This window comes from Enterobacter sp. Bisph1, assembly GCF_000814905.1.
In the GTDB taxonomy this organism is placed as follows: Bacteria; Pseudomonadota; Gammaproteobacteria; order Enterobacterales; family Enterobacteriaceae; genus Kosakonia.
Genome location: NZ_JXAG01000030.1, coordinates 19,601 through 41,343 on the forward strand (window position 1 = coordinate 19,601; position 21,743 = coordinate 41,343).

17 protein-coding genes, 1 tRNA gene and 2 pseudogenes are annotated in these 21,743 nt (G+C 50.1%); 11 read left to right on the plus strand and 9 right to left on the minus strand.

All coding sequences use genetic code 11. The features are described 5' to 3' along the window. The first annotated feature begins 177 nt into the window (after positions 1–177). On the plus strand, positions 178–1,434 hold the full coding sequence (yjeH, locus tag RW65_RS05410) for an L-methionine/branched-chain amino acid transporter (protein WP_039055659.1): 1,257 nt from the start codon (positions 178–180) through the stop codon (positions 1,432–1,434). A gap of 28 nt (positions 1,435–1,462) precedes the next feature. On the opposite strand, the gene RW65_RS05415 is transcribed toward yjeH, so the two are convergent. Further along, positions 1,463–1,933 (minus strand): FxsA family protein, encoded by a 471-nt coding sequence (locus tag RW65_RS05415; RefSeq protein ID WP_039055660.1) that lies wholly within the window; start codon positions 1,931–1,933, stop codon positions 1,463–1,465. A gap of 338 nt (positions 1,934–2,271) precedes the next feature. Here RW65_RS05415 and aspA point away from each other — a divergent pair, with 338 nt between their 5' ends. From aspA to RW65_RS05440, 5 genes are all read left to right on the plus strand, one after another. Then, positions 2,272–3,708, plus strand: a complete 1,437-nt coding sequence (gene aspA, locus RW65_RS05420; protein WP_039055661.1) for an aspartate ammonia-lyase — start codon at positions 2,272–2,274, stop codon at positions 3,706–3,708. Positions 3,709–3,820: 112 nt separating this feature from the next. Next, positions 3,821–5,122, plus strand: a complete 1,302-nt coding sequence (locus tag RW65_RS05425; RefSeq protein ID WP_039055662.1) for an anaerobic C4-dicarboxylate transporter — start codon at positions 3,821–3,823, stop codon at positions 5,120–5,122. An 84-nt stretch (positions 5,123–5,206) separates the two neighbouring features. Further along, a complete protein-coding gene (cutA, locus tag RW65_RS05430) occupies positions 5,207–5,530 on the plus strand; it encodes a divalent cation tolerance protein CutA (protein WP_039055663.1) in 324 nt (107 codons plus the stop codon). Beyond that, positions 5,506–7,206, plus strand: coding sequence for a protein-disulfide reductase DsbD (locus RW65_RS05435; RefSeq protein ID WP_039055664.1), 1,701 nt, complete (start codon positions 5,506–5,508; stop codon positions 7,204–7,206). Before cutA ends, RW65_RS05435 begins: the two co-directional genes overlap by 25 nt. 47 nt (positions 7,207–7,253) lie before the next feature. Further along, positions 7,254–7,829, plus strand: a complete 576-nt coding sequence (locus RW65_RS05440) for a transcriptional regulator (RefSeq protein ID WP_039055665.1) — start codon at positions 7,254–7,256, stop codon at positions 7,827–7,829. On the opposite strand, the gene RW65_RS05445 is transcribed toward RW65_RS05440, so the two are convergent. Together RW65_RS05445 and RW65_RS05450 are read right to left on the minus strand one after the other, a co-directional pair. Then, positions 7,826–8,431: a LysE family translocator gene (locus RW65_RS05445; protein ID WP_039055666.1), complete on the minus strand. Its 606-nt coding sequence runs from the start codon at positions 8,429–8,431 to the stop codon at positions 7,826–7,828. The two genes, RW65_RS05440 and RW65_RS05445, sit on opposite strands and share 4 nt — an antisense overlap. 37 nt (positions 8,432–8,468) lie before the next feature. Next, positions 8,469–9,314 (minus strand): AraC family transcriptional regulator, encoded by an 846-nt coding sequence (locus RW65_RS05450; RefSeq protein WP_039055667.1) that lies wholly within the window; start codon positions 9,312–9,314, stop codon positions 8,469–8,471. A 183-nt stretch (positions 9,315–9,497) separates the two neighbouring features. Between RW65_RS05450 and RW65_RS05455 the strand changes: the two genes are divergently transcribed. After that, positions 9,498–9,573: transfer RNA gene (locus RW65_RS05455), tRNA-Phe, on the plus strand. A 283-nt stretch (positions 9,574–9,856) separates the two neighbouring features. Here RW65_RS05455 and RW65_RS05460 read toward each other — a convergent pair. Continuing rightward, the gene (locus RW65_RS05460) at positions 9,857–10,093 is read right to left on the minus strand and encodes a site-specific integrase (protein WP_502685544.1); all 237 of its coding nucleotides are present in this window, start codon (positions 10,091–10,093) and stop codon (positions 9,857–9,859) included. Between the two features lie 438 nt (positions 10,094–10,531). Between RW65_RS05460 and RW65_RS05465 the strand changes: the two genes are divergently transcribed. Further along, the gene (locus RW65_RS05465) at positions 10,532–11,608 is read left to right on the plus strand and encodes an acyltransferase family protein (protein ID WP_039055668.1); all 1,077 of its coding nucleotides are present in this window, start codon (positions 10,532–10,534) and stop codon (positions 11,606–11,608) included. Positions 11,609–11,748: 140 nt separating this feature from the next. Here the strand turns inward: RW65_RS05465 and RW65_RS05470 are convergent. The 4 genes and pseudogenes from RW65_RS05470 to RW65_RS05485 all read right to left on the minus strand — a co-directional run. Beyond that, a pseudogene (locus RW65_RS05470) lies at positions 11,749–12,144 on the minus strand (DnaB-like helicase C-terminal domain-containing protein); the annotation flags it as partial. Next, positions 12,140–12,709: pseudogene (locus tag RW65_RS05475) on the minus strand (ParA family protein); the annotation flags it as partial. The pseudogenes RW65_RS05470 and RW65_RS05475, both read right to left, overlap by 5 nt. Before the next feature lie 191 nt (positions 12,710–12,900). After that, the gene (locus RW65_RS05480; RefSeq protein ID WP_039055669.1) at positions 12,901–14,061 is read right to left on the minus strand and encodes a hypothetical protein; all 1,161 of its coding nucleotides are present in this window, start codon (positions 14,059–14,061) and stop codon (positions 12,901–12,903) included. Positions 14,062–14,992: 931 nt separating this feature from the next. Then, positions 14,993–16,114 (minus strand): hypothetical protein, encoded by a 1,122-nt coding sequence (locus tag RW65_RS05485; protein ID WP_156123973.1) that lies wholly within the window; start codon positions 16,112–16,114, stop codon positions 14,993–14,995. A gap of 763 nt (positions 16,115–16,877) precedes the next feature. Between RW65_RS05485 and RW65_RS05490 the strand changes: the two genes are divergently transcribed. Next, positions 16,878–17,489: a DUF2238 domain-containing protein gene (locus RW65_RS05490; protein ID WP_039055671.1), complete on the plus strand. Its 612-nt coding sequence runs from the start codon at positions 16,878–16,880 to the stop codon at positions 17,487–17,489. 79 nt (positions 17,490–17,568) lie between these two features. Beyond that, the gene (locus RW65_RS05495) at positions 17,569–18,522 is read left to right on the plus strand and encodes a nickel/cobalt transporter (protein ID WP_039055672.1); all 954 of its coding nucleotides are present in this window, start codon (positions 17,569–17,571) and stop codon (positions 18,520–18,522) included. Positions 18,523–18,559: 37 nt separating this feature from the next. Here the strand turns inward: RW65_RS05495 and proP are convergent, their stop codons facing one another. Continuing rightward, a complete protein-coding gene (proP, locus tag RW65_RS05500; protein ID WP_039055673.1) occupies positions 18,560–20,062 on the minus strand; it encodes a glycine betaine/L-proline transporter ProP in 1,503 nt (500 codons plus the stop codon). Positions 20,063–20,708: 646 nt separating this feature from the next. Here proP and kdgT point away from each other — a divergent pair. Next, the gene (gene kdgT, locus RW65_RS05505) at positions 20,709–21,707 is read left to right on the plus strand and encodes a 2-keto-3-deoxygluconate transporter (protein WP_039055674.1); all 999 of its coding nucleotides are present in this window, start codon (positions 20,709–20,711) and stop codon (positions 21,705–21,707) included. The last annotated feature ends 36 nt before the right edge of the window (positions 21,708–21,743 follow it).

A 21,743-nucleotide genomic window follows, 5' to 3' on the forward strand; every position in this document is an offset into this window, starting at 1 on the left:
CCGGCTGGTGACCAGAGAGATGGGGTTGGCTTTTTCCCCCTTCAAGGGGCAACACCAAAAAAAAATTGCGAAAATTTTCTTACGCCAGAACCGCTTTTGCTGACAGGGGCAGGAAAACCCTCAGTAAAACGGCTTGTGATAATATCGAGGCACCTGACAAAAAACAGAAAGATAATGATGAGCGGATTAAAACAAGAGCTGGGACTGGCTCAGGGCATTGGGTTACTTTCCACCTCGTTACTCGGCACCGGCGTGTTTGCCGTCCCGGCACTCGCAGCCCTTGCCGCAGGCAACAACAGCCTGTGGGCCTGGCCGTTGCTTATCGTACTGGTGTTCCCGGTGGCGATTGTTTTTGCCGCGCTGGGCCGTCGTTTCCCCAGCGCCGGCGGCGTGGCTTATTTTGTCGGTATGGCTTTTGGCCCGCGCCTTGAACGGGTAACGGGCTGGTTGTTTCTGTCGGTTATCCCGGTCGGGTTGCCAGCCGCGTTGCATATAGCCGCCGGTTTCTGGCAGGGAATGTTTGGCTGGCAGGGGCCACAACTCTTAATGGCCGAACTGGGCACGCTGGCGCTGATTTGGCTGTTGGCCACGCGCGGTGCGGGCTCCAGCGCTAATCTACAGTCGATTATTGCCGCGCTGATTGTGGCATTAATTGTGGCTATCTGGTGGCGCGGCGGTATCTCTTTTAGCACGATTCCTTTTCCCCCGTTATCCCAGGTATCGGTTTCGGCGATGTCATCTTCTCTGGCGGTGATGTTCTGGTGCTTTGTTGGGCTGGAGGCTTTCGCCCATCTGGCGTCAGAATTCAAAAACCCGGAACGGGATTTCCCCCGTGCGCTGATGATTGGCCTGCTGCTGGCGGGTTCGGTTTACTGGGCCTGTACCGTCGTGGTGCTGCATTTTAGTCTGTGGCATGCGCAGGGCGCAGCGGCATCGTTGCCGGTGATTGTCGTTGCGCTATTTGGCAAACAGGCGCTGTGGATTGCCTGCATCATTGGCTATCTGGCCTGTTTCGCCAGCCTTAACATCTATATCCAGAGCTTTGCCCGGCTGGTGTGGTCGCAGGCGGCCAGGCGGCCCAACAGCGCACTGGCAAAGCTCTCCGGGCGTCAATTACCCGTCAATGCACTTAACGCGGTGATTATTTGCTGCATGTTCTGCACCCTCGCCATCTATGCCTTCAGCATCAATCTCGATACGTTGATCATCTATGCAAACGGGATTTTCATTATGATCTACCTGCTCTGTATGCTGGCAGGGTGTCGCTTATTGAAGGGGCGATTTAAAGCGCTGGCGGTTCTGGGCAGTGCGTTATGTTTGCTGCTGCTGGTCATCCCCGGCTGGAAAAGCCTGTATGCGGTTTTCATGCTTGTGGCGTTGTGGTTACTGCTGCCGAAGCGGCGAACAACCACAATCAACGTCCTGAAACCCTAAAGGAAGCCCGGCGGTGCCGGGCTAAAAATCAGCGATCGTCTTTGTTATCCAGACGGTTGTTGGGATCATCTTTACGTTGATATTCGCCTTCAAATGTCTCCCCGCCGTCTCTCCCGGTGCTAAATCCGCCGCCCGGCATACGGGAAAAACGCAGATGCGGCATCAGTTTCAGCGTCAGGTGTTTTTGCACCGGCGGCAACAGCAGCAACAGCCCCAGCAAGTCCGTAAAGAACCCCGGCAGCAGCAACAGCAGACCGGCGATAATCAGCGAAACGCTTTTGATCATCTCCGCCGCCGGGCTCTCACCGGCAGCCATTTTTTGCTGCATCAGCAAGAAATTCTTAAATCCCTGGTTGCGCACCAGCGACATACCAATCACTGAGGTGAAGATCACTAAAATCATTGTCATCAGCACGCCAAATACATGCGCGACCTGAATAAAGATCGAAATTTCAACGTAAACGTATAAAAAGACTGCAATTAACGGTATCCAGCGCACTGGCATCTCCTGTTATATAGACAGCCGCGTTAAGGCGTCTGCCGGAATGGTTTTGCGAACCGCATCATGATGAGATGGTGGCAAATGCAGAAAATTCAATTTCGCGCGAGAGGTAAATTTTTGTCTCTTACGAAGCGGTGACACATTTCACATATTAGTAATTATGATGTATTGACAGGAATAATAAGTGATCCCGATTACGGCAATTCCCCAGCGCCAGCATATAATTTCAGATATCCGGCCGATTAAGGGGATAATCGTCGGTCGAAAAAGACACATAAACCCACAAATATTGTGCGTTTGGTGTATTCATTCGTAGCTTGAAAAAGAAGGTTCACATGTTAAACAACATTCGTATCGAAGAAGACTTGTTAGGTACCAGGGAAGTGCCAGCGGATGCCTACTACGGCGTGCATACTCTGAGAGCGATTGAAAACTTTTATATCAGCAACAGCAAAATCAGCGACATTCCTGAATTTGTTCGTGGCATGGTGATGGTGAAGAAAGCGGCGGCGCTGGCGAACAAAGAGCTGCAAACCATCCCGAAAAGTATTGCCAACGCTATCGTTGCCGCATGTGATGAGGTCCTGAACAATGGCAAATGTATGGACCAGTTCCCGGTAGACGTCTATCAGGGCGGCGCGGGCACTTCCGTGAACATGAACACCAACGAGGTGCTGGCGAACATCGGTCTTGAACTGATGGGCCACCAAAAAGGGGAATATCAGTTCCTCAATCCGAACGATCATGTTAACAAATGCCAGTCTACGAACGATGCCTACCCGACCGGCTTTCGCATCGCGGTGTATACCTCCATCGTCAAACTGGTTGATGCTATCAAACAGCTCGGCGACGGCTTCGAAAATAAAGCCGTCGAGTTCAGCGATGTCCTGAAAATGGGTCGTACTCAATTGCAGGACGCGGTGCCGATGACCCTGGGTCAGGAGTTCCATGCCTTCAACGTGCTGCTGAATGAAGAAACCAAAAACCTGCTGCGCACCGCTGAACTGTTGTTGGAAGTAAACCTTGGCGCTACCGCCATCGGTACACGTCTGAATACGCCGGATGGCTACCAGCAACTGGCGGTACAAAAACTGGCGGAAGTGAGCAACCTGCCGGTCGTCCCGGCGGAAGACCTGATTGAAGCGACCTCCGACTGCGGTGCCTACGTAATGGTTCACAGTTCGCTGAAACGCCTGGCGGTGAAACTCTCCAAAATTTGTAACGACCTGCGCCTGCTCTCCTCCGGGCCGCGCGCCGGTTTGAACGAAATCAACCTGCCGGAACTGCAGGCGGGCTCTTCCATCATGCCGGCGAAAGTAAACCCGGTGGTGCCGGAAGTGGTTAACCAGGTCTGCTTTAAAGTGATCGGTAACGACACCACCGTCACCATGGCTTCCGAAGCGGGCCAGCTGCAGCTGAACGTGATGGAGCCGGTGATCGGCCAGGCGATGTTTGAATCGGTTCATATCCTGACCAACGCCTGCTACAACCTGCTGGAAAAATGCATTAACGGTATTACCGCCAACAGAGAAGTGTGTGCCGGCTACGTTTATAACTCCATCGGCATTGTCACCTACCTCAACCCGTTTATCGGCCACCACAACGGCGATATCGTCGGCAAGATTTGCGCCGAAACCGGCAAGAGCGTGCGTGAGGTCGTGCTGGAGCGCGGCCTGCTGACTGAGGCGGAGCTTGATGACATCTTCTCCGCGCAAAACCTGATGCACCCGGCTTATAAAGCGAAACGTTATACCGATGAAAGCGAACAGTAATTCCTCAGGTTAGAAACACAAAAGGCACGTCCAGCGCGACGTGCCTTTTTCTTTTTGGTAGTTACTAAAATATAACAACTCGGTATCACTTATTTAATCAAGGAAGCCACTTATGTTTGCTGCAGAGCTTGTCCTCGTCCTGATTGCTATCTACCTTGGTGCCAGATTAGGCGGCATCGGCATTGGTTTTGCCGGTGGCCTTGGCGTACTGGTTCTCACCCTTTTCTTCCAGATCAAACCCGGGGCTATCCCCTTCGACGTTATTGAAATTATTATGGCGGTCATCGCGGCTATCGCCGCTATGCAGGTAGCAGGCGGTATGGATTACCTGGTGAGCCTGGCGGAAAAGATGCTGCGTCGCCATCCAAAATACATCACCTTTCTCGCGCCGCTGGTGACATGGTTTATGACCATTCTTGCCGGTACCGGCCACACCGCGTTTTCTACGCTGCCGGTGATTACCGAGGTCGCTAAAGAGCAGGGTATTCGTCCGTCGCGCCCGCTGTCAATTGCGGTGGTCGCTTCGCAAATCGCTATTACGGCTTCGCCTATCTCTGCCGCCGTGGTCTTTTTTGCCGGTATTCTTGAACCCCTTGGCGTGAGCTATCTGACGCTGCTGGCAATCTGCATTCCCGTTACGCTGATCGCGGTGATGCTGACGGCGATTGTGTGTAATTTCCTTGGTTGTGAATTGAAAGACGATCCGGTGTACCAGGAGCGTCTGGCAAAAGGCGAAGTGAAGCTGCGTGGAAACCAGCTTGCGCAGCTTAAGCCCCATGCCAAACGTTCGGTGCTGCTGTTTTTGATCGGTATCCTCGCCGTAATGCTTTACGCCACCGCCATCAGCCCGACGGTAGGGTTGATCGCCAACCCGGTGCTGCCGCGTAACGAAGCGATCGTGGTGTTTATGCTGACTATCGCCACGCTGATTTGCCTGACCTGTAAAGTCGATACTGGCGAAATCCTCAACGCCGGTACCTTCAAATCGGGGATGAGCGCTTGTATCTGCGTGCTCGGTGTAGCATGGCTCGGCGACACCTTTGTGAAACACCATATTGAAGATATCCAGATGGTGGCGGGTGACCTGCTGCAAAACTATCCGTGGCTGCTGGCGGTGGTGCTGTTTTTCGCTTCCACCCTGCTCTATTCGCAGGCGGCAACGGCCAAAGCATTAATGCCTGCCGCGCTGATGCTCGGTGTCACCCCGCTGACGGCGATTGCCTCTTTTGCCGCCGTTTCCGCGCTGTTTGTGCTGCCGACATATCCGACGCTGCTGGCGGCGGTAGAGATGGATGACACTGGCTCAACACGAATAGGAAAATTCGTTTTTAATCATCCCTTCCTCATTCCAGGCGTGATTGCCATTGGTCTGTGCGTCATTTTTGGCTTTATTATTGGCGGCATCCTGTTGTAAAGGTCATAAATTCGGGTCGCCAGGCGGCCCGAACCTCTCCCTTCGCGTGCTATAGTCGTGACTTTCGCTTTTACGAGGTTGACGATGAACACGCCTGACGCCGTTGTTGTACTCTGCACTGCCCCGGATGAAGCTACTGCCCAGGATCTGGCCGCCATCGTGCTGGCGGAAAAACTTGCTGCCTGCGTCACGCTGTTGCCCGGTGCCACATCGCTCTATTATTGGGAAGGCAAGCTCGAACAGGAGTATGAAGTGCAACTGCTGCTGAAAACCGACGTCGCGCATCTGGAAGCGCTGTTCGCCAGCATCAAAACTCATCACCCTTACCAAACCCCAGAATTACTGGCTTTACCCGTCACCCACGGAGATTACGATTACCTCTCATGGCTCAACGCATCTTTACGCTGATCCTGCTGCTGTGCAGCACTACCGCCTTTGCAGGCTTATTCGACGCGCCCGGTCGCTCCAGTTTTGTGCCCGCCGATCGGGCCTTCGTCTTCGATTTTCAACAGCATCAGCATGAATTAACGCTCAACTGGCAGGTCAAAGAGGGCTACTACCTCTATCGCCAGCAAATCCATGTCACCCCGGCGCAAGCGACAATTGGCGCGTTAACGCTGCCGGACGGGGAGATGCACGAAGACGAGTTCTACGGCAAAACGGAAATTTACCGCCAGCGGCTCAACCTGCCGCTTGATATCAGCGCGGCGGCCAAAGGGGCAACGCTGACTGTCACCTGGCAGGGCTGCGCCGATGCCGGTTTCTGTTACCCGCCGGAGACAAAAGTCGTACCGCTAATGGAGGTTGCCGCAGTGACGCCAGCCGAGCCGCCCGCTGCGACAACGCCCGTTCCGGCGGAAACGGAGGGTAAACAACTGCCTTTCTCCGCGCTTTGGGCGCTGCTAATCGGGATTGGTATTGCTTTTACCCCCTGCGTATTGCCGATGTATCCGCTGATTTCCGGCATTGTGCTCGGTGGGAAACAGCGGCTGGCGACACCTCGCGCGCTGCTGCTGGCGTTTATCTATGTCCAGGGTATGGCGCTAACCTATACGGCGCTGGGGCTGATCGTCGCCGCCGCCGGGTTATCTTTCCAGGCGGCATTGCAGCACCCTTACGTACTGATTGGCCTGTCGGCGCTGTTTACGCTGCTGGCGCTGTCGATGTTTGGCCTGTTTAACGTCCAGCTTCCTTCCGCGCTGCAAACGCGCTTAACCCTGTGGAGCAATCGCCAGCAAGGCGGCTCAGCAGGCGGTGTGTTTGCGATGGGGGCGATAGCCGGGCTGATTTGCTCGCCGTGCACTACCGCGCCATTAAGCGCCATCCTGCTCTATATCGCCCAGAGCGGTAACCTGTGGTTCGGCGGCGGCACGCTCTATCTTTACGCGCTGGGAATGGGTCTGCCGCTGATCCTGGTCACCGTGTTCGGCAACCGGCTACTGCCAAAAAGCGGGCCGTGGATGGAGCAGGTCAAAATCGCCTTTGGCTTTGTCATCCTGGCGCTGCCGGTTTTCCTGCTGGAGCGCGTTATCGGTGACGCCTGGGGCTTACGCATGTGGGCTTTACTTGGCGTGGCGTTTTTCGGTTGGGCATTTATTACCAGCCTCGAGTTCCGCCGCGCGTGGGTACGCGTGCTGCAAATAGCCCTGCTGGCAGCGGCGCTGGTGTGCGCTCGTCCGTTACAGGATTGGGCATTTGGCGCGCCAACGGCGCAAACGCACTCACCGCTGGCCTTTACCACTATTTCTACCGTCGACGATCTTAATCAGGCGCTGGCGCAGGCCAAAGGGCGTCCGGTGATGTTGGATCTGTATGCCGACTGGTGCGTGGCCTGTAAAGAGTTTGAGAAGTACACCTTCAGCGACGCCAGGGTGCAGGCGGCACTAAAAGATACCCTGTTACTGCAGGCCAATGTCACGGCGAACACGGCGCAGGATGCCGCGCTGCTGCGTCATTTGAATGTGCTGGGTCTGCCAACCATTCTGTTTTTCGACGCGCAGGGTAAAGAGCAGCCTGCCGCGCGGGTTACTGGTTTTATGGACGCTGCCGCGTTCGCGGCGCATTTGCGCAATCGCGCCCCATAAACAACACTTTGTGGGGGAAATCGCTACAGATAACGGAGGATATCACCGTGCAGCGCGAAGACGTTTTGAGTCAAACTTTGCAATTACTTGAATTAAGAGGGATTGCGGACACCTCGCTTGAAATGGTAGCCGAGCGCATCGATTATCCCATCGATGAGTTCCGCCGTTTCTGGCCAGACAAAGAGGCGCTGCTGTATGACGCGCTGCGTTATCTCAGCCAGCAGGTAGATGTCTGGCGCAGGCAACTGCTACTGGATGAAACTCTGAGCCATGAGCAAAAACTGCTCGCGCGCTATGGAGCGCTGACGGAATGCGTTAGCAATAATCGCTATCCCGGCTGCCTGTTTATCGCCGCCTGCGCCTTTTTCCCGGATCCGGCGCACCCGATCCATCAACTGGCCGACCAACAAAAACGCGACGCGTATGATTTCTCGCTGCAAATACTGGCGCAGCTGGAAGTGGACGATGCAGAGATGGTGGCGAAGCAGATGGAGCTGGTGCTGGAGGGCTGCCTGAGCCGCATGCTGGTTAACCGCAGCCAGGCTGATGTCGATACCGCCCAACGCCTGGCGGAAGATATTCTGCGTTTTGCCCGTTGCCGCCAGGGCGGCGCGCTGACCTAAGCGCCCAGCAGGCCAGCCCACGCAGAAAGCAACAGGCACAGTGCCATCACGCGTTGAAACCACAATAGCGATGTGGTGGTGCGAAACAGGCGGTTTACCGCCTTGCCGAGCAGTGCCCAGGCGCTCAGACAAACCAATGAAATCAGTAAAAACCACAGCGAAAGAAGCGACACGTCGCGCAGCGGATGCGCACCCTGCGGGGCGAACAGGCTGACTATCGCCAGCGCCATCATCCAGGTTTTTGGGTTGATCAGCTGTAGTATCGCCGCCGCCCGGCCGCTAAAGGGCCGCTGCGCGTCGCTGTGCAGATCGGCAGCGGGCGCGGTAAACAGTTGCCAGCTCAGCCAGCTTAACCATAATGCCCCCGCCCAGCTCATCCCCTGCCGCACCCGCGGCCAGGCGCGCAGCGCCTCCCCCGCGCCCGCGCCCGAAATAAACACAATCAAACTGGCCGCCACGCAGGCGCTAACCACCGCAGGCAGCGTCGCTTTTACGCCAAAACGCTGGCTGCTGGTAAGGATCAAAATGTTGGTTGGGCCGGGGGTAATGGATGCGACGAAGGCAAAGAGTAAAAACGGTAATGCGTTATAAAACGGATTCACAGGCAGTCTCCTTATTGGTCTGTCTGTGACTCTCGCGTTATTTGCCGTCGTCGTCTGGAAGATTTGTGCACAATCGGCGGTAGTGCGCAGGAGAGAGACGATAGGCGCGCTGGAACCAGCGCCCCAGATGGCTTTGATCGGCAAATCCCAACGCAGCGGCAACATCTGCCGGCGTCTCCCCTCTCGCCAGTTGCGAACGGGCGGTAGCAAGGCGCAGCTGAATCAGCCAGGCATGGGGGCTTAAGTGGAATTCGCCTTTAAAGCAGCGGGTTAGCGTAAAACGGTCGGTGCCGGTTTCGCGCGCCAGATCTGAAAGCCCGACATTATCGCCCATATGGGCATGCAGATAATCACGTGCACGGTGCGCGATAGCCGCGCTTTGCAGCTGCGTTGGGAGCCGTTTACGCCAATGGCAATGGTGCGTGAGCTGGCCGAGCAGTTCATCCATGCTGCTTTGCTGAAGGATACGCATCTCGTCGCGGTGCAAGGTGTTAAAAGTATGGGCAATGGCGCGAATCAATTGCGGCTCGCGGGCAATAGTTTGGCAAAAATGCAGCGAATAGCTCGACGGAACGGATTCATACAGACCGCGGAGCGTGTCGCTCAGCCAGCGTTCGTCGAGATAAAAAGTAAGATAGGTAAAGCCACCGGCAACGGGTGCATCGCCGTCGTGAATCTCGCCAGGCTCGAGCAAAAAAGCATCTCCCGGCGTGCTGCGATGCCGCTCCCGACGACAGTGAAACTGCTGCGTACCGGAAAGCGTAATCCCCACCAGATAGCTATCGTGCCAGTGCGGATCGTAAGCGTGCCCTTCAAAATGAGCGCGAATCGTCTCTATCCCCGTCTCCGCGTGCTGCTGCAGTTCCAGCCAGTCTTGTGCCATAAAGCCTCCGAAATACCACCGGAAATCAGCATTCATCTTCTTAGAGTAAATGTCTGGAAGATTTGTGCAATGGCCGATTATCGCCGAGTAAACGCCCGAATTGCCGTAAAGTTGAGCAACTAAATGGAATTGAAAGAAATTGAGTTGACGCCTTAAGGTGATTAAGGTTTAATGCGCCCCGTTGCCCGGATAGCTCAGTCGGTAGAGCAGGGGATTGAAAATCCCCGTGTCCTTGGTTCGATTCCGAGTCCGGGCACCACTTCTTCAGAGCCTGTTCGTTAAGAGATGAAATCCTTAACGGGCAAGACAAAGTCCCTGACCCATCATCGTGCAGATGAGGCAAAGTCGTTCTGCACCTGAGGGTTTAGGGATTAAGAATCCGGATGATGTTTGCCGCATCATCCGGATTTCTCACATCACAACAATTTCAGTTACAGGTATTTACCTTCTCATCGCTGCTCTGTCACCGATCTGTAAAAGAAAACCCGTGTTTTTTTCCCGTTTAGATATCAAATGCTTATGAATTTGACTTTGGATTACTCCTAAGCTGCATACGCGGCTTCGAGGTTCCTCCTCAGATTATCCTTTTTTGCTGCCACATATTCCAGAGTCACCGCCAAACTGGAATGACCGAGCAGCATCTGGACATAATTCAGGCTTCTCTCAGGGCGTTTCATCAGGTCTGTGGCTATCGTATGCCTGAACCGGTGCGGGCTGATATCACACAGACACTCCCTGGACAGTCTTCTGAAAAAGGCCCTCATCGGGAGGTGAGCCATATTTTTGGCACGGATAATTCTTTTCTTTTTGGGGGTAAACCGGTTGATGTTGAATAGCTGCTCCCCTATTTTGGCCCCTTCTGTGGGAATGACGATGATTAACTCATCAGCCGGTAATTAAAATTTCCATACACTGTTAAATCAAGAAGGTTGCAGGGGTGCTGATTATCATTTTTGTTTTTTATAGGTGCCGGACCAATTTCTGTTCTCAGGCTTTCGTTCAACCCATTTCTGGAACAAAAATGCTCATTTTCCTCCTAATAATTGACTGGCAATCCGCTTAATTAATAAATGCAAACTTTACACATGTAATTCAACCTTCACCTTGACCTATGAAAATGGAAACTTAACCAAAACCAATTTCCAACTGGTTTATTATAGTTAAATGATATATAATAAAAATATTCATTTAAACATAATATCAATATGGAAAAACAAGTGAATCAAAATAGAAATAATATTAACTCAATTCAGGCACTGCGAGGGATAGCTGCTACAATGGTTATGTTCTGCCATTTTTCTTTTCTTTTAGATTCGTATGGATACACAGGCACAAATTTATTTCAGTACGGTGCTTATGGTGTGGATATCTTCTTCATTATAAGTGGATTTATTATCACCTATACCACAAAAAACAAGAAACCAGGTTCAAACACATCAGTAAACTTTATAAAAAACAGAGCCAGAAGGATATTCCCCCTTTATTACATAATATTAATACTATTTGTTGTTTTTGCCGGCGGAATGAGTATCTTTCACTACCATAACAAAGTAGAAAATTTAATTTCCGCAATTTTCTTTATTCCTATACTTCCTGCAAACGCACCAAATTATATAGATGTGCTTGAAATTTATGGCGTCAGATGGACATTAATGTATGAAATTTATTTTTACCTGGTAATGGCATTTTGTTTAAACTTCAAATATAGATGGGTATCATTTTTCTCTTGGTTTGCATTAAGCTTATTGGTAATACCATTTTTAATTCTTGGCAGAGTAAATTTTGATACAACATTACAGTTGACAGATAATGGATATTTAAATCTCATTACAAACCCTATTAGCATTGAGTTTTTGATCGGTGTAATAATCGCGCTCTCATTTGAAAAAATCCAAAAAATCCACTTTTCACTTAAGTCCACCATAACAATCTTCTCGGTATTTTTAATAGTATACCTATTTTTGTTATACAAAGGACTAACAAGAATTGATATGCAAGTTTCCGTTATCGCTGGTTTGCTTTTCCTAATTATTATTCTCAATAATGATTTTTTAAGTAAAATAACACCCCGATTCCTTTTGTTTTTAGGTGACATTTCATATGCATTGTACCTCATTCATTTAGGAATGAATTACATGATAAATAGAAGAATAGAAGATACTATTATTGGATATGGGTTAATCAAATTCATTACCTATAGCTTACTTTCAATACTCCTGGCTTCGATACTGCATAAATATATAGAAAAACCATTCATGAAGAAGAAAAAGGCAAACACTCTAATTAATGAATGAAAATAATTAAAGTGGCACTCTCTGTGCCACTTTAATTAAATTAGTTATTGGCACAATAGGCAATCGCAGCCAAGCATTTACTATTATCGTTTGCCCCCCTGTAATTATTTGCCAAGTTGATGTATTTATGGGCGAACTGGGATCAGGCGCGTTTTCTCCATCGATGGACGCGCAGCGATAAGCACCAGGTCGCCAGCCTGCAGACCGCTGGTCATGCGGTCAAACTCATCAAACCCGGTAGGCGTGCCGGTGATACCATCCGGTACATTGCACCGCCGCTCCGGTTCCCCGCGCTCTGCCTGGCGGGTGATTTTCTGTTCGGCGGTCTCCATCACCCTGTGAATATCGGTGCCGGGTTTCCTTACTGATTCGGTGATTTCAGCGCCTATGGAGGCCAGCTGCCGTACCCGGCTGGTTCTGGCCACAATGTCACAGTACGCAACGATATTTGCCGCGCTCGGGGCGTTTTTACTGAGCTCGGGCAGGTAGGCAAAACCTCCCAGTTGCTCAAGGGCATCTTTACCGCGACTTGCAATTAACCAGCATATGTATGCTCGGGAGAGTGATACCAAAAGCCATATACGGGATCAGTTCTTCCATCAGAGCTACAGTGCCACGCATAAATTCACGCACATACGGCAGAACAGGTTTAACCATCCCAATCATTTCGCCGGTAGCGGCCAGAATAATCAGTTCGAACATCACTGAACGTGAACCCTGTGAATTAATCAAAATAACGTCATACTGACTGAAAACCTGATTTGACAGTGACGCACGCGTCCGTCAGGAACATTGAGCATATAGGTTGGTAAAAGGTTTCGGGGGTCGTTGGAGACGATGACGTCAAGATTATCGATCTCGGTTCGGGAAATAATGTTTTCGGCTTTGGAGAGGTCTACGGTCTGCATGAGCCAGGCCACAGGGTGCTTCATATGCTAATGGGTAGATACTGCTGGCAGTAGGCTGAGCATGGTCGCCGTCAATAATGAAGGTTTTTATGCCTGCATCGGCGAGAAAACCGGCGAGATTAGCGGCCTGGGTTGATTTCCCCTCACCCCCTTTGGTAGAAACTACGGGGACAACTTTCGTTTTTGAATGCATTTCGTCACCTGAATAACATTATTCAGATGAGAACGATTGCTCACTTCACTGCTTTCCATAAACACGGGGATTGAAAATCCCCGTGTCCTTGGTTCGATTATTCGCCGCCAGCGGCTCACCCCTTCGGGGCCAGTGCGACAGGCGCGCTGTTCAACGCCTTACGGCGTCGCTCTTTCAACCCTGTTCAGACTTTAAGGCATTACATCAAGATGTACGGAATCAGGATTCGTAGCGCCATCCATCTCGTAAGCTATGGACCGCATTCTCTGGATTACCTGACGATTTTTTTCAATAAGCCGTAGCGTTTTGGTATAGGTTCTGTCTATATCGACATACTTGAGAGAACGTTCATCGGCCGTTTTATATTTTGGGAAACCATAATATAAAAATTCATCCAGTTCGTTCATTTTCCCCAGCGAGATGCCCGGGTCTTCACAAAAACAGTGTGGATATAATCGTCGATACGCCTGTTGAACGCTGTCTCGCTCAACTTTCAGGCACGCTGATAATTCTTGCATCAGCCAACAAATCTTGGCCAATTTAGCCGCAGTATAGCCATATTTTACCTTGTAAGCCTGATAGATAATATCGACCTGGTTCGCTACCACTGATAAGTCTAACCATCCACAGGAGTAGACATCGAGATATTTTAAGTAACAGCGCGCTAGCTTAATATCTTTCATTACTGAGCCTGATTTCAGCTCTTTAATATTATTTAAATACCCGAGCGTATACGCTTTTGACAATGCGAGATCGATTTCTTGCGTTGATATATAGAGTCTTTTAAGACGGGCATCAATATAGCGTTTTTCGGACAAGGATAACTCTATATTTTTGCATAGCCGTTTTCCCGCCATGCCGCCTATCGTTCCCCCGGCAAACCCACCGACATAGCCCCCTGCGGGGCTTAATGCGCTTCCCGCTAAACCACCCGCTAATGAAAAGGCTTTTTTTGAAAGGGTTTTGGCGATATCAGTGGTTAACTTGCGCCCGCTGAGTTTGAGGTAATTAGCCAGCAGTGTGGAATCATCATCTGTTCCAGATGCAGGAAAATGATTCTCCTCAGGCTCAATAATGCTCAGCATTAAAAAGAGGCGTTCCATCTGTTTTTCAGCCTCAGCCAAAAAACTCATGCCCTGTCGAACTTTGAGACGATCGAGCTTGCCTTTTTCTTCATCGTTCAACACCGCATCCCCCGTGTCCTTGACATAAGGAGCAACAAAATAATTCCTCATTTTTGGACTAATACTGGTATGAGAACCAAAGACTTTATTAATCCCTAACATATCCTCTCTTTTATCAGAAAAAACAGAAAAGGTCGCACTGAGACAGCTAAATAAATGCCTTGGCATAATACTCTCCTGGTTTAAGATATGCCGCTGTGGTATCACGCGTTTTTACAGCAGATAGTACTTCATCATATGAAATAATTGCGCATGCGTATTATTAAAATTTCATTTCTTAGCTATGAATGTACTTAAACATTAACAATCACTGCATTAGCATATAAATATCAGTAATTTATGCTTTATGCATTTCAAGAAGAGCTTATCGCCTTTATCTCAACGATAAAATTAAGGTAAGTGGCGTATTTTTCATGCCTTAATATAAAATTTTTTATCTACAATAATTCTCAAAGCCTGATATCTATAATTAATCCGATTTTTTATCGTAAAAAACGCTTATTCACTGATAGTGGTTTATATAATGAGATCTCTCTTGCATTTCAGACATAAGAGAACTATTTCCTCCCTTTACCTGATATAAAGCGACTGTCCGGTAAAAATATGGCTACAGAAAACGCAGCACGATTTTTACCGAACCGGGCCGAGGCAAGGTTAAGAGCGTCCATCGTGCGCAGCGGTTTAGCGTGGTGAAGGGGCTTTAATGATTCGGATATAATAGAGTGCTGCGCAAAAGCAGCTCATCTGGCTGATTGAAACGGTGCCGTCATGCTTGTTGTGCCGCAATTGTAGGTAAATGGGGGATGCTGTATCGCTTTCTGACTCTGCATACTTGGCGGAAGAAACTAATGCAAGGGCAGCTGACAGCCCAAAATACCCTGCATCGTTACGGGTGATGTCCTGGTGACAAGGGGATAATCACCCGTAAAGCAGGTCGGTGCGAGGCGCTATTTGCCCTCTGGATTCCAGCCTTATTGGCGGGCTTTCTTTGCCACAGCGGCAGTGTTAAACCCCAGATAAAATTAACCGTGGCCGCTTCGCGGTACCGGTGTAATTAATCCTGGCTTTCAATCCAAGGGCTGAGACAAATTGCCTGTACCTATTGCTCAATCTCGTAGGCGATTGAACGTATTCTATTGATTAGCTCATGGTTTTTCTTGATGAATTTCATGGTGTTAGTATAAATTTTATCTATATCAACATACTTGAGCGCGCGTTGATCCGGCGTTTTGTATTTGGGAAAGCCATAATATAAAATCTCATCAAATTCGTTCATTTTCCCAAGCCGAATACCCGGATCATCACACATACCATTCGGATAGAGTCGTAAATACGACTGTTTAATACTCCTCACTTCAAACACCAGGCATAAAGTTAATTCTTCCATCAGCCAACATATCTTTGCCAATTTAGAGCTGTTGTAGCCATGTTTGACTTTATACGCCTGATATATAATATCTGCCTGGTTGGCTAACAGCGACATATCAAGCCAGCCACCAGAATAAATATCCAGATACTTCAAATAGCAACCCACAAGCCGCGTGTCTTTTGCGACTGTAGCTAGCTTTAGCGCTTTAATATTATTTAAGTAGCCTAATGTATAGGCTTTAGATAACGCCAGATCGATTTCCCGGGTTGATACATAAAGTCTTTTCAGGCGTGCATCAATATAACGTTTTTCAGATAACGAGAGCTCAATGTTTTTACATAGCCTTTTCCCCGCCATGCCACCTACCGCTCCCCCGGTGAACCCGCCGACAATGGCACCCGCCGGGCTAACTGCGGCTCCTGCCAGGCCACCGGCAAATGAACAGGCTTTTTTGGCCACCGTTTTGCCTAAGTCTACGGTGAATTTTCGACCGCTCAATTTCAGGTAGTTCATCAGCAGCGTTGAGTCCTGATGGGCACCGGGCCCTGGCGAATGACGATCTTCCGGTTCGAAAATATTGAGCATTAAATAGAGACGTTCCATTTGTGTTTCCGCTTCGTCTAAAAAGCTCATGCCCTGTCGGACCTTAAGACGGTCAAGCTTCCTTTTCTCGTCGTCACTCAATAATCGCCCTCCCGCTTCCATCACGTAGGGAGCGGCAAAATAATTGCGGACCTTTGGACTAATACTGGTATGGGAACCAAATACTTTATTAACTCTTAACATATCCTCTCTTGTATCTGAAAAAAAGGAAAAGGTATTACTGAGACAGCTAAATAAATGTCTGGGCATACTACTCTCCGGTTTTAATAGATAATTTTATCGGTCGAGATAACTTCTGCAGTTTGGATCTACTGGAACCCGAATTAATAGCGGAATGGTTATAAAAAACGCTAAAGGTAAACGTGTTCAAGCCCCGTAAGACGCGCGCTTTAGCGATGCAATCAAAGCAATTTCACTGTCAGTAAAGAAGCAAAAGAACAGTCTACTCACTCTGCTTATTTATCTTAATACACATTAATAACGGCGTACTTTCAGACACAGGTAACCATTGAGCTTAACAGCGTAACGATACATTAATTTGCTAACCGAAGAGAGGGGTATCAGGCGTTTTTACCGAACAATTACCAGAAGTTATAAAGCAATCCGTCCTAAAGACAAAACGCTTATTCCCGCCATTCGAATAAAACCTCATATTTCATACAGATGATGTAGAATTAATATCTCTTGTTCAATAATATAGACATGTTTTTTTAACGATGTAATTAAGGTTAGCAACTGAATTTTGCTGCTTATATATCACTATTTATTTCAGCAATCATCCTCATAACGCAAATTTAAATATCTACCAGCTGTTTTTAAGATAAAAAATCTGGCACTTACACTTTCACGCCCTGACAGCCCGCGTAATTTTTAGAGACACCAGATATATCCCATATCGTTCTAAATTGTGAGGACACAGGCAATATAAGTAGGGGGTTATAAAAGAACACAATGCGATTGTTTTCTCACGCGATCGCGACGATAGTGTTCTTTTTGCTGAAATGGATATCCTATGATCAAGAGCGTTAATCGTGCCTCGCTGTTTACCGGGGCGCTGCTGCTGTTAATAATTCTGCTTTATACCGGGCTCTTTACTAAAGACCGCGTAACCTGGCTGATGGAAGTAGTGCCGGTGATGGTTGTTGTGCCGTTGCTATTGGTCACCTGGCGTCGTTACCCGCTGACCGCACTGCTGTATGTGCTTATCTTTTTCCACGCCATTATTCTGATGGTTGGCGGAATGTACACCTACGCTAAAGTCCCCATCGGCTTTGATGTTCAGCACCTGCTCGGACTGAGCCGTAACCCTTACGACAAACTCGGTCACTTTTTCCAGGGTTTGGTACCGGCGCTCGCAGCGCGGGAAATACTTCTGCGCGGACAATACGTGCGCGGCGGGAAGATGCTCGATTTTATTGTCTGCTGTATTGCGCTGGCAATCAGCGCCACCTACGAGCTTATTGAGTGGTGGGCAGCGCTGGGGATGGGCCAGGGCGCGGATGATTTTCTCGGCACGCAGGGCGATCCGTGGGATACACAATCGGATATGTTCTGTGCCCTGCTCGGCGCATTAACTAGCGTACTGCTGCTGGGACGCTGGCATAAACGCCAACTCAACGTATAAGACAAAAGGCGGTGAAAAGTGGAGCCATACCTGTTCGCCGCCTATACTGCGGGGATATATCCCCGTTGCCCATAAGCCTATGACCACCCAACGTATCACTCGTGACTGGCGCTTGCCCGCCGCTGCTGTTCTGCTGGCGGCATTGATGATGGCTGCTTTCACTTTGCATGCGCACTGGACGGACTTTTTACAATGGTGCCTGGCAACGCAAATTACCCTGCATCGCTACCTGGTAATGTACTTATTACAGTTGAATAACCACCAGTACAGCGGTGGCGTATGGCTGCTGATTGGCGCTTTCTTTTATGGCGTGCTGCACGCCATTGGGCCCGGACATGGAAAATTTATTGTTACCACCTGGCTTAGCACCAATCACGAAAGCCAGACCGCCGCGCGCGTTATCCCGGTGCTGGGTAGCTTGATGCAGGGCGTGAGCGCCATTCTGTTTGTCTATATTCTGGCGATCGGATTTAACCTCGCCGCAGGGGATCTCAGCGAAAGCCGCTGGTATGTCGAGAAACTAAGCGCCATGATGATTGGCAGCTTCGGTGCATATATCATCTTTAGCGCCCTGAAAACGCTGAAAGTGAGCAAGTTCACCCACCGCTCTCTTTCCCCTCCTCATCAGCATGACGCCCATTGCGGCTGCGGCCATCATGGCGTTGGCATTAGCACCCAGGGCGACTGGAAAACACGGCTCGGCGTGATCCTGGCCGTCGGCGCACGCCCCTGTAGCGGAGCGATTATGATTCTGCTCTTCGCCAATGCTCTTGGCATCGTGAGTTGGGGAGTTGCCGCGGTGATGACCATGGCGCTGGGGACGGCGTTGTCGATCTTCGGGCTATCGCTGGCGGTACGCTATGCGCGTAACAGCACGGCAGCATGGTTTGGCGGTGAGACCAGCTCACCGGGTGGGTGGGTTACGGTGCTAAAGATTGCCGGCGGTGTGGCGCTGATCTTATTCGCGGTGGTGCTGTTTTTAACGGTGATTCCGGTGAGCGCAAACGGGGATTATATTGCGGCAGGATGCTAGGAAAAGCCCGGATAGCGGCGCCATCCGGGCGTGAAGCTTACTCGTTAATCTTCGGATGCTGCTGGACTAAACGCGTACGTTTATCCTGCAGCTCGGCGATTTCCGCATCAAGATCTTCGATTTTCTGCTCGATATTATCGTGATGCTCCTGCAGGATTTCTCGTGCCTCCTGCAGATCCGATGCCGCTGGTGCCGCGCCTTTCAGCGGTAGATTCGCCGTCTCTTTCATGGTCAGACCGGTAATCAGCCCTACCACCGCCACCACCATCAGATAATAAGCAGGCATAAACAGATTGGCGGAGCTTTCAACCAACCAGGCCGTCAGCGTCGGCGTCAGTCCCGCAACCAGGATAGAGATGTTAAAGGCGCTGGCCAGCGCGCTGTAGCGCAGGTGCGTCGGAAACATCGCAGGCAAGGTTGATGCCATCACCCCGGTAAAGCAGTTCAGCACCACCGCCAGCATCAACAGACCGGCGAAGATCAGGCCAATCACGTTGCTGTTGATCATAATAAAGGCCGGAATAGCCAGCGCAAACAGCGCCACGCTGCCGAGAATGACAAACGGACGGCGGCCAAAGCGGTCGCTTAACAGCCCCATAACCGGTTGCACAAACAACATACCAATCATAATCGCGATGATAATCAGCACCCCGTGGTCTTCAGAGTAGTGCAGATTATGCGACAGATAGCTTGGCATGTAGGTCAGCAGCATGTAATAGGTCACGTTGGTGGAAATCACCAGACCAATACAGGTCAACAAGCTGCGCCAGTGTTTGGTGGCAATCTCTTTAAACGAGACTTTCGGCCCGTCCTGTAGGCCTTCACGATCGCCCTGCTCAAGCTTATCCACATGCTGCTGGAACGCAGGCGTCTCTTCCAGCGCGTGGCGCAGATAAAGACCAATCAGCCCCAACGGCAGCGCCAGGAAGAACGGAATACGCCAGCCCCAGTCAAGGAAGTTATCCTCACCGACAACGGTCGACAGCAATACCACCACGCCTGCGCCAAGCACAAAACCCGCAATCGAGCCAAAGTCCAGCCAGCTGCCCATAAAGCCGCGTTTTCGGTCCGGGGAGTACTCGGCGACAAAAATAGACGCGCCAGTATATTCGCCGCCGACGGAGAAGCCCTGCGCCATTTTACACAGCAGCAGTAGAATCGGCGCCCAGATACCAATCGAAGCATACGAAGGAATCAGCCCGATACAGAAGGTGCTGACGGACATAATGACAATGGTTATCGCCAGTATCTTTTGGCGGCCATATTTATCGCCCAGCATGCCGAAGAACAGGCCGCCTAACGGGCGAATTAAGAAAGGTACGGAGAAGGTCCCCAGCGCGGCGATCATCTGCACGCTGGGGTTTGCATCTGGGAAGAACACCTTACCAAGGGCGTAGGCGACAAAGCCGTAAACGCCGAAATCAAACCATTCCATGGCATTACCTAATGATGCGGCGGTAATTGCTTTACGCAACTTGCCATCATCGATAATGGTCACATCACGCAAGGTGATAGGTTTCATTTTTTTCCTTTTTAACATGCATCTAGTCCTCTTTAGACTCTCGCCCTGAAGCGTCCGGCACGCGCTCCCTGCCGGACGTTTTAAACGGCTTTTCAGCCTTATTTCAAGCGTAGCAGGTTTACTTATACGAGCTGTTCAAAGCCTGTACAACCGAACCTGCTGACGCCTGACAGGCGTGTAAATGACCCGTTTACCCTAGCAGGGTTTAAAAATGTGATCAAATTCACATAGTTTTACTCTGCGACAATCAATTCCGCTTTTTACCCCATTGCTTTTGGAAAAAAATTTGACACCCGTTAACTGACGACAGGAAAAATAGCACGTCTGTTGTGGATGATTTCCCTTCCTTACCACTCCTCACTAAATTTCTTCACAACTTCTTCACAGCAAAAACAAGCAAAAAAAATATCGGAATAATTTTACGTGAAATATGTGATCGAGATAACCAAAACACTGTTTCATTCTTATTGAATAGCTGTTCTAAAGATTGGATGATAGCGCCATAACATCATAGCAGGCGCTATTGAGCGCGCTTTTCTAAGCAGTACAGCGGCATTCGAAAACGAATGTTCTGAGTAAGAAATTGTTTAATTAACTGAAATTGTTAAATTTTAAATTAATAGCTTTCCTCGTTAATGATGATAACGAGCATTGAGGATTTATTATGAAAATTAAGGCCACGATAGAACGCATCCCCGGCGGGATGATGCTGGTTCCGCTGTTGTTAGGTGCCATTTTGAATACCCTCGCTCCCGACACCGGTGCTTATTTTGGGTCATTCACGAAAGGGATGATTACCGGTACGGTACCGATCCTCGCGGTATGGTTTTTCTGTATCGGCGCATCCATTGATTTACGCGCCACCGGCACGGTTTTGCGTAAATCCGGCACGCTGGTGCTCACCAAAATCGCCGTGGCCTGGGTGGTGGCGATGATTGCCGCATCGTTTATTCCAGATACCGGGATCCAAACCGGGTTCTTCGCCGGGCTGTCAGTACTGGCGCTGGTATCCGCCATGGATATGACCAACGGTGGTCTGTATGCCAGCCTGATGAATCAGTATGGCAGTAAAGAAGAGTCCGGCGCGTTTGTCTTAATGTCGCTGGAATCTGGCCCGCTGATGACCATGGTTATTCTCGGTTCCGCCGGTCTGGCATCCTTTGAACCGCACCACTTTGTCGGTGCTGTCCTGCCGTTCCTGATTGGCTTTGCGCTGGGCAACCTCGATCACGATTTCCGCACCTTCTTCAGCAAGGCTACGCCGGTACTGATCCCGTTCTTCGGCTTCGCGCTGGGTAACACCATCAACCTGAGCGTGATTATGCAAACCGGCCTGCTGGGTATTTTCCTCGGCGTTGCGGTGATTGTGATTACCGGTATTCCGCTGATTATTGCCGACCGCGTGATTGGCGGTGGTAACGGTACCGCCGGTGTTGCCGCCTCTTCTGCGGCAGGCGCTGCGGTGGCAAACCCGGTAATTATCGCGCAGATCAACCCGGCCTTCGAACCCGTCGCCGCATCAGCCACCGCGCTGGTCGCCGCGAGCGTGATTGTCACGGCGATTCTGGTGCCGATTATCACCGCACTGTATGCCAAACGCTTCGGCAATGTACCGCGTACGGCACATGATGCTGAGCAAACCGTTGAAACGACAGGTCACTAATACTGACCGACAAAAAAGCCCCGGACGGGGCTTTTT

Coding starts and splice junctions, on each gene's coding strand:
- RW65_RS05480 (WP_039055669.1), bottom strand. CDS start 14,061: ATGCCAAGGCATTTATTTAGCTGTCTCAGTGCGACCTTTTCTGTTTTT.
- RW65_RS05435 (WP_039055664.1), top strand. CDS start 5,506: ATGGCTCAACGCATCTTTACGCTGATCCTGCTGCTGTGCAGCACTACC.
- RW65_RS05485 (WP_156123973.1), bottom strand. CDS start 16,114: ATGCCCAGACATTTATTTAGCTGTCTCAGTAATACCTTTTCCTTTTTT.
- RW65_RS05450 (WP_039055667.1), bottom strand. CDS start 9,314: ATGGCACAAGACTGGCTGGAACTGCAGCAGCACGCGGAGACGGGGATA.
- RW65_RS05490 (WP_039055671.1), top strand. CDS start 16,878: ATGATCAAGAGCGTTAATCGTGCCTCGCTGTTTACCGGGGCGCTGCTG.
- aspA (WP_039055661.1), top strand. CDS start 2,272: ATGTTAAACAACATTCGTATCGAAGAAGACTTGTTAGGTACCAGGGAA.
- proP (WP_039055673.1), bottom strand. CDS start 20,062: ATGTTAAAAAGGAAAAAAATGAAACCTATCACCTTGCGTGATGTGACC.
- RW65_RS05425 (WP_039055662.1), top strand. CDS start 3,821: ATGTTTGCTGCAGAGCTTGTCCTCGTCCTGATTGCTATCTACCTTGGT.
- cutA (WP_039055663.1), top strand. CDS start 5,207: ATGAACACGCCTGACGCCGTTGTTGTACTCTGCACTGCCCCGGATGAA.
- yjeH (WP_039055659.1), top strand. CDS start 178: ATGAGCGGATTAAAACAAGAGCTGGGACTGGCTCAGGGCATTGGGTTA.
- RW65_RS05495 (WP_039055672.1), top strand. CDS start 17,569: ATGACCACCCAACGTATCACTCGTGACTGGCGCTTGCCCGCCGCTGCT.
- kdgT (WP_039055674.1), top strand. CDS start 20,709: ATGAAAATTAAGGCCACGATAGAACGCATCCCCGGCGGGATGATGCTG.
- RW65_RS05460 (WP_502685544.1), bottom strand. CDS start 10,093: ATGGCTCACCTCCCGATGAGGGCCTTTTTCAGAAGACTGTCCAGGGAG.